The organism is Pseudomonas baltica (assembly GCF_014235765.1).
GTDB classification, from domain to species: domain Bacteria; phylum Pseudomonadota; class Gammaproteobacteria; order Pseudomonadales; family Pseudomonadaceae; genus Aquipseudomonas; species Aquipseudomonas baltica.
Genome location: NZ_JACMYH010000001.1, coordinates 277887 through 290876, shown reverse-complemented (window position 1 = coordinate 290876; position 12990 = coordinate 277887). Strand labels below are relative to the sequence as shown.

At 61.8% G+C, this 12990-nt stretch carries 12 protein-coding genes; 6 read left to right on the top strand and 6 right to left on the bottom strand.

Annotated features, from left to right (window positions below; genetic code table 11):
* Positions 1 to 4: 4 nt before the first annotated feature.
* On the bottom strand, positions 5 to 1255 hold the full coding sequence (locus H7993_RS01460) for an MFS transporter (RefSeq protein ID WP_185793193.1): 1251 nt from the start codon (positions 1253 to 1255) through the stop codon (positions 5 to 7).
* Between the two features lie 102 nt (positions 1256 to 1357).
* Here H7993_RS01460 and H7993_RS01455 point away from each other — a divergent pair, with 102 nt between their 5' ends.
* The 6 genes from H7993_RS01455 (at position 1358) to H7993_RS01430 (ending at position 7141) form a co-directional block, all read left to right on the top strand.
* A complete protein-coding gene (locus H7993_RS01455) occupies positions 1358 to 2326 on the top strand; it encodes an AraC family transcriptional regulator (RefSeq protein ID WP_185793192.1) in 969 nt (322 codons plus the stop codon).
* Between the two features lie 194 nt (positions 2327 to 2520).
* The gene (locus tag H7993_RS01450; RefSeq protein ID WP_185793191.1) at positions 2521 to 3384 is read left to right on the top strand and encodes a LysR family transcriptional regulator; all 864 of its coding nucleotides are present in this window, start codon (positions 2521 to 2523) and stop codon (positions 3382 to 3384) included.
* A gap of 122 nt (positions 3385 to 3506) precedes the next feature.
* The gene (locus tag H7993_RS01445) at positions 3507 to 3932 is read left to right on the top strand and encodes a VOC family protein (RefSeq protein ID WP_122477711.1); all 426 of its coding nucleotides are present in this window, start codon (positions 3507 to 3509) and stop codon (positions 3930 to 3932) included.
* Between the two features lie 196 nt (positions 3933 to 4128).
* Positions 4129 to 4911 (top strand): endonuclease/exonuclease/phosphatase family protein, encoded by a 783-nt coding sequence (locus H7993_RS01440; RefSeq protein WP_122477706.1) that lies wholly within the window; start codon positions 4129 to 4131, stop codon positions 4909 to 4911.
* Positions 4908 to 6146: a cardiolipin synthase ClsB gene (gene clsB / locus H7993_RS01435; protein WP_185793190.1), complete on the top strand. Its 1239-nt coding sequence runs from the start codon at positions 4908 to 4910 to the stop codon at positions 6144 to 6146. Before H7993_RS01440 ends, clsB begins: the two co-directional genes overlap by 4 nt.
* Positions 6143 to 7141, top strand: coding sequence for a lysylphosphatidylglycerol synthase domain-containing protein (locus H7993_RS01430; RefSeq protein ID WP_185793189.1), 999 nt, complete (start codon positions 6143 to 6145; stop codon positions 7139 to 7141). The genes clsB and H7993_RS01430 overlap by 4 nt, the downstream gene beginning before the upstream one ends.
* 9 nt (positions 7142 to 7150) lie before the next feature.
* Here the strand turns inward: H7993_RS01430 and H7993_RS01425 are convergent, their stop codons facing one another.
* From H7993_RS01425 to H7993_RS01405, 5 genes are all read right to left on the bottom strand, one after another.
* Complete coding sequence (locus H7993_RS01425; protein ID WP_244646811.1) at positions 7151 to 9226, bottom strand: hybrid sensor histidine kinase/response regulator; 2076 nt, start codon at positions 9224 to 9226, stop codon at positions 7151 to 7153.
* 39 nt (positions 9227 to 9265) lie between these two features.
* Complete coding sequence (locus H7993_RS01420; RefSeq protein WP_185793188.1) at positions 9266 to 10261, bottom strand: aldo/keto reductase; 996 nt, start codon at positions 10259 to 10261, stop codon at positions 9266 to 9268.
* A gap of 110 nt (positions 10262 to 10371) precedes the next feature.
* Positions 10372 to 11223 (bottom strand): LysR family transcriptional regulator, encoded by an 852-nt coding sequence (locus H7993_RS01415; RefSeq protein ID WP_185793187.1) that lies wholly within the window; start codon positions 11221 to 11223, stop codon positions 10372 to 10374.
* A gap of 178 nt (positions 11224 to 11401) precedes the next feature.
* A complete protein-coding gene (locus H7993_RS01410) occupies positions 11402 to 12271 on the bottom strand; it encodes an NAD(P)-binding domain-containing protein (RefSeq protein ID WP_185793186.1) in 870 nt (289 codons plus the stop codon).
* Between the two features lie 16 nt (positions 12272 to 12287).
* On the bottom strand, positions 12288 to 12914 hold the full coding sequence (locus H7993_RS01405) for an RraA family protein (RefSeq protein WP_185793185.1): 627 nt from the start codon (positions 12912 to 12914) through the stop codon (positions 12288 to 12290).
* Between the last annotated feature and the right edge of the window lie 76 nt (positions 12915 to 12990).

Here is a 12990-nt window from a genome sequence, read left to right as displayed (position 1 = left end):
AGAATCACAGATGCAGCGCAGACTCCCGCTGGCCAACCCCGCGGCGAGAAGGAACGCGCACCCGCAGCGCAATCAGCAACGCAGCCAGCAGCATCACCACAGCCGCCGCTGCGAATACACCTGAGCTGCCGCCGAGGCTGAACATCGCACCGCCAGCGGCGGCGCCGGTGGCGATGGCTGATTGCACGGAAGCCACGACCATGCCTCCGGCGCTTTCCGCCTGATCAGGGACCGCGCTGGCGACCCAGTTCGACCACGCTACCGGCACACCACCGAAGGCCAAGCCCCAGATTGCCAGCAGTACCGCCTGTCCCGGCACCGAGGCTGGCAACAACACCAATGCCAGTGCTGCAAGGCCGACCAGTGCGGGCATCAGCACCAGGGTGGCCAGCGGGTTTCGTTCCAGCAGCTTGCCGGCCAACAGCGTGCCGACGAAGTTCGCCGCACCGAAGCCCAGCAGCATCAGCGACAGCCCTTGAGCGCCGATGCCGGTCGTGCCTTCAAGGAACGGCCGAACATAAGTGAACATCGCGAAGTGGCCGCTGTGCACCAGCACGCAACCGAACATCCCCATGGCAATGCCCGGACGCTGCAACACCTCGAAAATGGTACGCAGTCTTGCCGGCCGCCGCGGCGCCAGCCGCGGCAAAGTGAACGACTGGAAAGCCAGGGTCACCATGCCCACCGCCGCCGCTGCAAAGAACGCGCTGCGCCAGCCATACAGCCCGCCCAGATAGCTGCCCAGCGGCACCGCAACGACCGTGCCGATAGCGATGCCGCTGAAAATGATCGACAGCGCCCGGGGCAACAAGGCAGTTGGCACCAGGCGCATCGCTACCGCCGCTGCCATGCTCCAGAACCCGCCCAGGGCGACGCCCAACAGAATGCGCATCGACAACAGCACCGCGAAGCTGGAGGACACGGCGACCAGTAGATTGGAGGCGACCATCAAGGTAGAAAAACCCAGCAATACCCAGCGCCGGTCGATGCTGCGGGTCAGACCTGGCACCAGCAAGCCAGCGAACAGTGCCACCACTGCGGTCACTGTTACTGCCTGGCCAGCCAGCGCTTCGGATACGCCCAGGTCGGTAGCCATCAGCGTCAGCAAACTGGCCGGAAGGTACTCGGCGGTCAGCAATCCGAACACCCCCATTGCCAACGAGAAGACGGCCATCCACGCCGGCGTCGCAGGCTCTACGTCCGCATCGATACCGGTATGGCGGTCGGATACGGTGTTGCATACACCTTCAGTCATTGCTCAGATCTCCCAATCTTGATTACGAGCGGAAGTCTAGGCGCCGAGATCTGGATGATCTATGATCTGGAATCTCTGGTTTTTGACCGAAACACCTGAACGATGTCTGCAGATCAGTTTGCTCTTTCCTCGGATCTCATCAACGAACTGTTGCGCGGCATGCGATTGCGTGGCGTCGAGTACCGGCGTATCCAGGCGGGCCCCACTTTCGGTTTGGGTTTCGCGGAAAAGTCCGGGCACGCCTGGTTCCACTTCATCGCCGTCGGCGATGCGGTGCTGCAAATGGAGGATGGCAGCACCTACGCGCTATCTGCCGGCAATGCCGTGTTCATCTCCCATGGGGCAGCCCATCAACTGCTTTCTCATCCGCACGCGCCTGTTCAAGACATCGACCGTCTGGACAGCGCACCGCTCGGTGATACCGTCAGCGAAGTGGATACCGGAACCGATGCCAGCGCCACGCCAAGCACAATATTGTTCAGCGCTTGCATGGAGTTTGAACTGGGCAGCCTCCATGGCCTTGGCCGGTTGATGCCGGGGCTGATGCTGATCGATGCCGGCGGCCAGCGTTACCCGGGGCTGGTGCCGATTCTGGCCACCATGGAGCGCGAGGTCAGCGCCGCCCGTATCGGTTTCGCCGGTATCCTTGCGCGGTTGGCCGACGTGGTGGCTGCCATGGTCGTTCGAGGCTGGGTCGAGTGCGCCTGCGGCAATGCCTCTGGGCTCGTCGCGGCCTTGCGCGACCCACGCCTCGCCGGTGCACTGCTGGCGCTTCATCAACAACCGGGTCGGGACTGGACCGTCGCGCAGTTGGCCGAGCACTGCAATACCTCGCGTTCAGCCTTCGCGGAGCGCTTCCAGGTGACGGTTGGCATGACGCCGCTGCGCTACGTGACCGAGCTGCGAATGCGCCTTGCAAGCCAGTGGCTAACCTTGGACAGGCTGCCGATCGAAGAGGTGGCGCAGCGCTTGGGATACACCTCCCAGGCCGCGTTCAGCCGCGCATTCAAACGCATTACCGGCAAAACGCCTGGACTGAGCCGTAAGGTGAGGCAAGCCGAACGCAGGTAGTGGAAGCAACAGAAATAGCAACTCGTGAATGCTGCTACACCCGGTGAAAATGAGGGGCGAAACTGCGAGCAACATAGGCTTTTTCAGGCTGTAAATGCCGCCCTGAAGTACAGTCAGAACGCTTTTCGAGGACCAGGATAGTTTCTGAATATCCCGTCATCGCGCAACCATCCGACAACACACCAAGGCACCCCATGATCCGAGAACTGAAGACCTTCATCTGCGTTGCCCAACGAGGCACGTTCGCCGCCGCCGGCCAGCAGGTCGGGCTGACCCAGTCAGCCGTCAGTGCGCAGATCAGAAGTCTCGAGGAAACACTCGGCGTCAAGCTGTTCGACCGCACAGGCCGCTCCGCCACCCTCAATTCGGCAGGCCAACGCGCCATACCAATGGGCGAAGAAATCCTGCGCCTCTTCGAGCAAATGGGCGCGGCCGACAGTGCCAATGGTTTCCAGGGCTCGTTGCGCATCGGCGCCATCGGCACGGTTCAGACCGGTATCCTGCCGCAGGCATTGGTGGCCTTGAAAGCCCAGGCGCCGTTCATTGAAACCCACCTGGTGCCAGGCGTTTCGTTGAACCTGCTCAGCCAGGTGGATGCAGGTGAGCTGGACCTGGCCATCATGATCAAACCGCCCTTCTCGCTACCCAAGGATCTGCAGGCCGAAGTGATCGCGCGCGAGGCGTTCGTGCTGATCACCGCCAAGGATGTAGCAGGCGATGATCCGCTCAAGCTTCTCGCAGAACAGCCCTTCGTGCGGTATGACCGCGGATCGTTCGGCGGCCGCCTGGTCACCCAGTTTCTCAAGGAACAAAAGATCCACGTTCGCCAAACCCTGGAATTGGATGAGCTGGATGCAATTGTAAAGATGGTGCGCAGTGGGCTGGGTGTTTCGTTGGTACCCAAAGCGGGTCTATGGCTCGAACATTCGGAGAACGTGAGAGTGCTGGAGCTGCGTGAGCTGACGTTTTTCAGAGAAATCGTGCTGCTAGCCAAGTACCGACAAAAGCATTCACCGCTGTTCAATCTGTTTCGAGACTGCGTTTTGCAGGCGGTATAAGGCTTAACGAACGCTTGATTCATCAGAATAATTGGAGCTCGGAACCCAAGATTTGCGCTTTCACTCGGGGTATTTCCGGATAAGAATTGATAAAAATCAAAACCAGTCCAAAGGAAATCACCGTGAGCCTTTCGCCCTTCCACCTTGCAATCCCCGTGTACGACCTGGCCGCCACCCGTCACTTTTACGGCGAGGTGTTCGGTCTTGCCGAAGGCCGCTCGAGCGCACAGTGGGTAGACTTCGATTTCTACGGCCATCAATTGGTCATCCATGAGCATCCCAAGACGGCTTCACAGGAAAGCGTGCACAGCAACGCGGTAGACGGGCACAACGTACCGGTCCCGCACTTCGGCATCATTCTGGAATGGGCGCAGTGGGAGGCCCTGGCAGAGCGCTTGAGGGCGCGCGGAACCGAGTTCGTGATCGAACCCTACATCCGCTTCCAGGGCCAGGTCGGCGAGCAGGCCACCATGTTCCTGTTCGACCCCTGCGGCAACGCGCTGGAGTTCAAGGCCTTCAAGGACATGAGCCAGCTGTTTGCCAAGTGATTCATGGTTCAGCTGACTGTTGCTCCACAAATACCCTCGATCATTTTAGCGCGTCTGTGAAACGCATTTTCTACAGCATCAGGTCGCTCCGACATGGGCCTGGTCTCCAATGATGGCACCGTTGAACCTTCACAATCGCTTCCGAGTCGGACCATAGGGGCCAAAGTGCCCCTGTCGTCCCCTCAGGAGCTTCAGAATGACCACCCCCAATCCTCAGCCGTTACCCCAGGACGCTGTGGCGGTAACTTCCCTGCATGTTCTGACGGTCAATACCCACAAGGGCTTCAGCCCGCTGAACCGGCGCTTCGTGCTGCCCGAGTTGCGCGAGGCTGTTCGCACGCTGGGCGCCGACGTGGTGTTCCTGCAGGAAGTGCTCGGGATGCATCGCTCCCATGGGCAGCGCTACGACAACTGGTCGGACGTTCCCCAATACGAATTTCTCGCCGACAGCATGTGGCCGGTGTACGCCTACGGCCGCAACGCGGTATACCCGGACGGCGACCACGGCAACGCGCTGCTGTCCAAGTTTCCCATCGTGCGCCACGAAAACCTCGATGTCAGCGTCAATGGCACCGAAGAGCGTGGCCTGCTGCATTCGGTGCTGGCCGTACCGGGGCATGGAGAAGTGCACACCATCTGCGTGCACCTGGGGCTGCGCGAAGGCCAGCGCCAGCAGCAACTGAAGTTGCTCTGCCAGTTGCTCGACAGCCTTGATCCAAAAGCTGCCGTCATCGTCGCCGGCGACTTCAACGACTGGCGCGTGCGTGCCGACGAAGCCCTGGCGAGCTGCCACATGACCGAAGTGTTCGTCGAAGCCTTCGGCAGCGCGGCGAAGACGTTCCCGGCCCGGCTGCCGCTGCTCAGGCTCGACCGCATCTACATTCGCAACGCGACAGCCCACCTGCCCAAGGTGCTGTCGCGCAAACCCTGGTCCCATCTTTCCGATCATGTGCCCCTCGCAGTGGAGGTTCGCCTATGAGCGAGCAATGGCGTGACAACAATGAAATCCAGTTGCTGATCAACGGCGAGGAGTTCTTCCCGGCGGTGTTCGAGGCTATCGGCCAGGCTCGAGACGAAGTGTTGATCGAAACCTTCATCATCTATGAAGATGAAGTAGGCAAGGATTTGCAGCGGGTGCTGATCGAAGCGGCGCAACGCGGTGTGCGTGTGGAAGTGCTGGTGGACGGTTACGGCACGGCGGAGCTGAGCACGCAGTTCCTGCGCGAGCTGTCCGATGCGGGCGTGAAACTGCTGGCCTTCGACCCGCAGCCGCGGGTAATGGGCGTACGCACCAACCTGTTTCGTCGGCTGCACCGCAAGATTGCGGTCATCGACGGCGAAATCGGTTTCGTCGGTGGCATCAACTACAGTTCCGACCACTTGGCCGACTCCGGCGACCCAATGGCCAAGCAGGACTATGCCGTGCGTGTACGAGGCCCCATCGTGGCCGACCTGCACCGAGCCACCCTGGCACTGCTCGACCGCACCAGCAAGGTCGTGCGCGATCGTGCGCCATGGCGCTCGCGCAGCCCGTCGCCCGATGCCGACAGCGCCAGCGCGCGGCTGCTGCTGACCATTCGCGACAATAACGAGCACACCACCGATATCGAGGACCATTACCTCAAGGCGATTCGTGGTGCGCGTGAACGGATCATCATCGCCAACGCCTACTTCTTCCCCGGCTACCGTTTTCTGCGCGAACTGCGCAACGCGGCCCGCCGCGGTGTCCACGTGACCCTGATTCTGCAGGGCATGCCCGACATGCCGCTGGTGCGCCTGTGCTCGCGCCTGCTCTACAACTATCTGCTGCGTGACGGCGTGGTCATCCGCGAGTACTGCCAGCGTCCGCTGCATGGCAAGGTCGCGGTGGTGGACCGGGAATGGTCGACCGTTGGTTCCAGCAACCTCGATCCGCTGAGCCTGTCGCTCAACCTGGAAGGCAACCTGATCATCAACGACCGCCGTTTCAACCAGCGGCTGCACGATCACCTGCAGGAACTGGCCGAAAGCACCTGCAAGTCGATCAGCCTGCAACGGGTTCTGCGTGGGTACTGGTGGCGCGCGCCGATCATCTTCCTCACCTTCCACTTCCTGCGCCACTTTCCGGCCATGGTGGGGTTCATTCCAGCGCACTCGCCCAAGCTGGTGCCGTTGATCGATGTCGAACCGCAGCATTGCCAGGCGCCGTCGCTGGATCACAAGGAGACGGTATGACGACTTCATCGCAGAGCGCGCCGAAGGCCTCGCCGAAATCCAGCAAGTGGGTATGGGCCAAGCGCATCATGACCGTGCTGTGCTTCATCCTGGTCCCGGTGCTGGTGTTCATGCTGGTGAAAAACCTCGACTGGCAGGAGGTCAAGCATGCGCTGAGCTCCTACAAGATGAGTACCTTGTTGATCGGTGCCGGCATCGTCGCAGCCAGCTACCTGACGTTCGCCAGCTATGACTTGCTGGCCAAGCGTTATATCGGCCACGAAGTGCCCAGTCGGCAGGTACTGCCATTGGCCTTCGTGTGCTATGCGTTCAACCTCAACCTGGGCTCGTGGGTCGGTGGGATTGCCCTGCGTTATCGCCTGTACTCCAAGCTGGGTCTGGATGTGCCGGCCATTACCAAGATTCTCAGCCTGTGTCTGATCACCAACTGGCTGGGCTACCTGTTCGTGGCCGGTACACTGTTCGCCATGGGCCTGCCGGCGCTTCCCGAAGGTTTCAAGATCGGCAGTACCGGGCTGCAGATCATCGGCGTGGTGATCATCCTGCTTGGCCTGGCGTACCTGGCGGCCTGCCGCTTCTCGAAGAAACGCACCTGGACGATACGCAAGCAGGAGATCCTCCTGCCGTCGTTCAAGATGGCGCTGACCCAAGCTTGTCTGGGAGCGTTGAACTGGAGCCTGATGGGCTTGCTGGTGTGGTCGCTGCTGCCCGAGAAAGTCGGCTACCCGACCATTCTGGCGATCCTGCTGATCAGCAGCATTGCCGGTGTGATCACCCATATCCCAGCCGGCCTGGGTGTGCTGGAGACCATCTTCATCACCCTGCTGCAAGGGCAATACTCCAAAGGTGCGCTGCTGGCCGCATTGATCGCCTACCGGGCGCTGTATTTCCTGCTGCCGCTGGCGATTGCCTGCGTGGTGTACCTGGTGCTGGAGAAACGCACCCGAACCATCGAGAAAGACCGCGAATCGGGCGCCAGCAGCGGCGCCGGATAGCGGTATGAGCTAACGCCTGACCAACATCGAGCGCACGGTGTGGGTCAGGTGGTCCAGGCTGAACGGCTTGGTCAGCACATGAGCAACAGCTTCGGGCAACTCGTCCATGGCTGCGGTCTGATCCACATAGCCGGTAATGAACAGTACCTTCAGACCCGGCTCCATCGCCCAGGCAGCATCCGCCACCTGACGACCATCGAGCCCACCCGGCAAGCCGATATCGGTGATCAACAGGTCGGCCTTCAGGCCGCCTTGCACCAGTGACAGGCCCTCTACGCCATTGGCCGCTTCCAGCACTCGATAGCCCTTCTCCCGCAACGCCTCGCCCACCATCTGCCGCAACGTTCCTTCGTCGTCGATCAAAACGATGGTTTCACCGGTGGCTTCGGTGTCTATCAGGGCTCCGGTCAGTACCGGCAGCGTCGCACCGATCTCGCCGGTGTGTCGCGGCAGGAACAGGTGCATTGCGGTGCCCTGCCCCAGTGAGGAATCGACGCGAATCTGCCCGCCCGACTGGCGTACGAAGCCGTACACCATCGACAGGCCCAGGCCGGTGCCCTGACCCAATGGCTTGGTGGTGAAGAACGGATCGAATACCCGTGCGATGGTCTGCGGATCCATGCCGGTGCCGCTGTCGGTCACACTCAGGCACACGTACTGGCCCGGCTGCAGATCGTTCTCGGTGCGGGCTCGGGCGAACTGATGGTGATTGCGCGCGCGCAACCACAGGCTGCCGCCCCCCGGCATTGCATCACGGGCGTTGATGCAGAGGTTGAGCAGCGCGCTTTCCAACTGGTTGGCGTCCACGCGCACCCACCAGACATCGTCGTCACTCTGGGCACTGAACTCGATGCTCGGGCCCAGCGTCTGGCGTACCAGGTCTTCGAGGTCGGCGATCAGGGCCTTGGGCTCGACAGCCCGTGGTGCCAGGGTTTGACGACGCGAGAACGCCAGCAGCCGATGAGTCAGGGTGGCGGCCCGGGCCGAGGCCCCCTGTGCAGCGTCGATGTAACGTTTGAGCTCGCCGATGCGGCCCTGCTCGACACGTTGACGCAGCAGTTCCAGGCTGGCACTGATGCCGGTCAGCAGGTTGTTGAAGTCGTGGGCAAGCCCGCCGGTCAACTGCCCGACCGCTTCCATCTTGAGGCTGTGGCGCAGTTGCTCTTCGACCTGCTGCAGCAGCAGCGCACGCTCGCGCTCTTCGGTCACGTCGCGGCCTACGGAGTGGAACGAGTCTTCGGCAGGCACCGCTGCCCAGGCGATCCAACGGTAGCTGCCGTCGCGGTGGCGCAGGCGGCAGGTCATGTCATGCAGGCGTTCGCCGCGATACAGCGGCACCATCGCGACCGCTACCGCTTCATGATCGTCGGGGTGGATCAGGTCGATGGCGTGCCGGCCAACCAGGTCCTCGGCGCTCCAGCCCAGCACCCGCGACCAGGCCGGATTGATGGCTGTGATTTCGAGCCTGCGGCTGGCCACCAACATGATGTCGGATGAAAGGTCCCAGAAGCGGTTGCGTTCGGCCGTGCGCGCCATGGCTTCACGCTCGAAGCCTTCGGCTGCCTGCTCGGCCTTGTCCCTGGCCTGCAATGTTGCAGTGGTTTCGATGACCGTGTCGAGCATGCCCACGATGGTGCCATGTTCGTCGCGTACCGGGCTGTAGCAGAACGTGAAATACGCCTGCTCGGCTCTGCCGTTGCGCTGGATGACCAGCGGGAAGTCCTCGATGAAGGTCGCTTCGCCCTCGAAGGCGCGCGTCACGATCGGCTCGATGTCGTCCCAGACCTCGCTCCAGACAGTGCTGAGCGGCAAGCCCAGTGCTTGTGGCTTGCCTTGCAGCAGAGGTTTGAACGCATCGTTGTAGAACATGATGCGCTCGGCTCCCCAGGCAAGGCAGCCGGGGAACCGCGATGCCAGCAGCATATCGACGGCAATGCGCAACACGGCAGGCCAACTGTGGATCGGCCCCAGCGGCGTCCCGGCCCAGTCGTGGCAGCGTACTTTCTCGCTCATGCCCTCTCGGGAAAAGGGAAACGGGTGGGTCATGTTCAACTCGGGCAGTGGATCGCCCAGCAACGATAGCATCCGCGCGATTCTTCGGCGACCCACCTGCGCCCAGCGCTGTCAGGCAAAACCGGTCACCACGTGTGGCACGTAGGGGCCTTCGAGGCGCGCCGTTTCCTCTTCGCTCAACGACAGTTGCAGTGCAGCCAGGGCATCGTCCAACTGCACGGCCTTGGAAGCACCGACGATGGGCGCCGACACGCCGCGCTTGTTCAACACCCACGCCAGCGCCACCTGCGCCATGGGCACGCCGCGTTCCTTGGCGATCTGCTCGACCACGTCGATCACCTTGCCATCCTCGACCTCGGTGGCAGCATAGAACGACTGCCCGGAAATGTCGGTGCGGGTGCGTTCGGTCTGCACGCCGTGCGGGCGCGTCAGCCGGCCGCGGGCCATCGGGCTCCAGGGCATCAGGCCGACGCCCTGATCCAGGCACAGGGGAATCATTTCGCGCTCTTCTTCGCGATAGATGAGGTTGAGGTAGTTCTGCATCGAGACGAACCGGCTCCAACCGTGGCTGGCCGCGACCTGTTGGGCCTTGGCGAACTGCCAGGCGTACATCGACGAGGCCCCGATGTAGCGCGCCTTGCCCGCTTTCACCACGTCGTGCAGGGCTTCCATGGTTTCTTCGATGGGCGTGTGATAGTCCCAGCGATGGATCTGATAAAGATCGACGTAGTCGGTGCCCAGCCGCTGCAGGCTGGCATCGATGCTGGCCATGATCGCCTTGCGCGACAGGCCCTGCTCATTGGGCTTTTTCGAGCCTTCCCACATGTTGGCCGGAAAGAACACCTTGGTGGCGATCACGGTTTCCTCGCGACGGGTGAACTCCTTGAGCAATTTGCCGACGATGACTTCGGAAGTGCCGGCCGAGTAACTGTTGGCCGTGTCGAAGAAGTTGATGCCCTGCTCCACCGCATGCTTGATGATCGGCCGACTGGCATCCTCGCCCAAGGTCCAGGGGTGGGTGCCGGCATCGGGCTCGCCGAAGGTCATGCAGCCCAGGCACAGGCGGGAGATGTCCAGGCCGGTGTTGCCCAGCTTGACGTAGTTCATGGAGAGGCTCCTGCGGAGGACCGCGCGACATGCCGGTCCGATGCCTTTACCTTAGCGCCCACTCCTATCGGATATAACCCCCAGGCGTCGCACCTGAGCTATGCAGAAATTCACAAGCGTGGCAGCACTGCCATGCAATGCCGCACGAATTCGCTGACCGCCTGGATGCGTGGCGTGGCGCGCACGTCTTCGTGGAACGCCATCCAGACCTCGATGTTCAAGGTGGCCGCTTCAGGGTCGACCCGTTGCAGGCCATGTTCGGCGGCAATGAACGCCGGCAGGCAGACGATACCCGCGGCGCCGGCGGCGGCCAGTGCCTGCACGCGCAGGTCATTGCTGCACAGCACGAATTCGCCGTCCTCGGCCTGCTCGACCAGCCAGCGATGCTGAAGGGATTTGGCCTGCGAAGCGTCGTAGCCAATGAAGCGCGGCTTCGCTGCCTGCGCCAGGTAGGCAGGGCTGGCGTACAGCGCATAGTCCAGGTGCCCGAGCAGACTCGCCACCAATGTCGACTCCAGCGGCCGGGCCAGGCTGACGGCGACGTCTGCCTCCCGGCGCGCCAGCGAGGTGCGCGATTTGGTGCCCACCAGGCGCAGCGACAACGCCGGATGCTGCGCCAGCAGGGTACCGGCGTGGGGCGCAATCAGGCTGCCCAGCAATACGGGCGGTGCCGACAGCACCACTTCGCCCTGCACGTCCGGCTGATCGGCGCCCGCGTAATGCTCGAGAGCGAACGAAGAGGTGCTCATCTGCTCGGCGAACTCGGCAATCCGTAACCCTTGGTGGGTCAGCACGTAGGCACGCGAGCGGCGATCGACCAGCTTGAGGTTGAGCGCGGTTTCCAGTGACGCAATGCGCCGCGCCACGGTGGCATGGTCCACCGCCAGCGCCCTGGCCGCCGCCGTCAACGAGCCCGCCCGCACGAAGGCCGCAAAGTGCCTCAGATCTTCCCAATCGAACATGGATACCTCGCCTGTGATCAGCCCATGATACCCCCACCCCCCTTCAAAACGCGCAAATGCCCTGTAGGAGCGGTCCGCGGCCGCGAACCAGACGCCACGGAGCATCAGGCAAACTACGGGGCCCTTTTCGCGGCCGATGACCGCTCCCACAGGGAACACAAGCTACGTCACCGCGCAGTCATCTGGATACTTCGTTGACCTTGAACAACCACTCGAATGCCTGCGGCAACGTGGGTGTTGCCACATCGATCGGATTCGCGGCGATCTGGTCGGTCGTGCGCTGGAAGAGATCCCTGACCCCCGGCAGCACCGCGACCGGCATGTCAGCGGCACGCAACTGCCGCTCAGCTTCTTCGACTTCCTTCAAGCGACGCGGCGCATGCAGTACATGGGTGCGGATCAGGGCACCGAGAAAATCGCGCAGGCTTGCCTGATCGATGTCGCTCAAAGCGTCGTGCAACTTGTCACTGACGCCTTGCTTCTCCGCGGCCATGAAACATTCGATAGTCAGGGCTTCCAAGCCTTTGGTGAATACGCTTCTGAGGATCTTCAGGGCCGCCGCATCACCGGCTGCGCCGTGCTCCACTGGTTTGAGCGGCGCGCCGGCGAAGGCGAACAACGTCAGGGCGCGCTCGATACCAGTGCCGGCGCCCAGCAAGTTGGTTTTTTCGTGCGTCAGCGCAATCGCACCGAGGATGGCCACATCGACATAACTCACGTCGAATTCTGCGGCACGTTGCGCCGCCGTCCTGATCAATGCGGGATCGGCAGTGGTCATGTCCACATATAAAGCGTCCTTGGCCATATGCGCGAGCGCCTGCTCGGCGACGGACAGCGACACCGTACCAAACACGCACGATACCAGTACGTCACAGCTTGGCGCGATGTCTGCAACCGATGTACAGATATCGCTGCCTGCCTGCGCAGCAAAGGCCGCCGCAGCAGCGGACGGCTTCAGATCGCACAAAACGACTTCGTGCCCAGCTGCCGCCCAGGGTCTTGCATAGGTCAGTCCGACTTCGCCTGCACCGATAATTCCGATTTTCATGCTGTATCTCCTGCAATCAGTGAGCGGCGTAGGCGCCCTTGTAAGTGCCTGCGGCGATCTGCGCCATCATTTCCGCTTCCTTTTGTTCGGTCGCATGACAGGCGCTCAACAGCTCGGCCGCGCGCGATGCGGCGAAGGCGACAATGCCATCATGGTCACCGACGACGAAGTCGCCCGGCGACACGATCATCCCATCGATGCTCACTGGAACGTTTATCTCACCAGGTCCGTTCTTGTAGGGGCCCAGATGAATGCCGGCCCGCGCGAACATCGGAAACATACCCTTGCCAATGGTTGCCAGATCGCGAATCGCGCCGTCAATCACCACACCCGCCGCGCCACGTTTTTCAGCAATCGCCGCCATGATGTCGCCCATCAATGCACGGCTGACATCGCCGCCGCCATCGACCACCAGTACGTGGCCAGGTTCGAGCAGTTCAAGGGCCTGATGAATGGCTCGGTTATCGCCATTGGCTACTTTTACCGTCAAAGCGATACCAGCCATGGTCCCTTCGATCTTGTGAAAGGGGCGCAACGCTGCGCCCGGCAAACGATCCAGACAGTCACTGATGATCGAAGTGGAGGTGCGGGCAAATGCGGTTACCAGTTCTTCACGTTCGGATGAGGCGAGTACGGCAGTCATAGACAGTTCTCCGATGGCAGATAACACCAGCATAAACAGGCTATGAAATAGAAAAAGCGATATTATTCAATATCCA

Bases quoted from the DNA above. Each gene is read 5' to 3' on its own strand.
- H7993_RS01415 (WP_185793187.1), bottom strand. From the start codon at position 11,223: ATGTTCGATTGGGAAGATCTGAGGCACTTTGCGGCCTTCGTGCGGGCG.
- H7993_RS01410 (WP_185793186.1), bottom strand. From the start codon at position 12,271: ATGAAAATCGGAATTATCGGTGCAGGCGAAGTCGGACTGACCTATGCA.
- H7993_RS01425 (WP_244646811.1), bottom strand. From the start codon at position 9,226: ATGCTATCGTTGCTGGGCGATCCACTGCCCGAGTTGAACATGACCCAC.
- clsB (WP_185793190.1), top strand. From the start codon at position 4,908: ATGAGCGAGCAATGGCGTGACAACAATGAAATCCAGTTGCTGATCAAC.
- H7993_RS01460 (WP_185793193.1), bottom strand. From the start codon at position 1,255: ATGACTGAAGGTGTATGCAACACCGTATCCGACCGCCATACCGGTATC.
- H7993_RS01440 (WP_122477706.1), top strand. From the start codon at position 4,129: ATGACCACCCCCAATCCTCAGCCGTTACCCCAGGACGCTGTGGCGGTA.
- H7993_RS01420 (WP_185793188.1), bottom strand. From the start codon at position 10,261: ATGAACTACGTCAAGCTGGGCAACACCGGCCTGGACATCTCCCGCCTG.
- H7993_RS01455 (WP_185793192.1), top strand. From the start codon at position 1,358: ATGTCTGCAGATCAGTTTGCTCTTTCCTCGGATCTCATCAACGAACTG.
- H7993_RS01450 (WP_185793191.1), top strand. From the start codon at position 2,521: ATGATCCGAGAACTGAAGACCTTCATCTGCGTTGCCCAACGAGGCACG.
- H7993_RS01430 (WP_185793189.1), top strand. From the start codon at position 6,143: ATGACGACTTCATCGCAGAGCGCGCCGAAGGCCTCGCCGAAATCCAGC.
- H7993_RS01405 (WP_185793185.1), bottom strand. From the start codon at position 12,914: ATGACTGCCGTACTCGCCTCATCCGAACGTGAAGAACTGGTAACCGCA.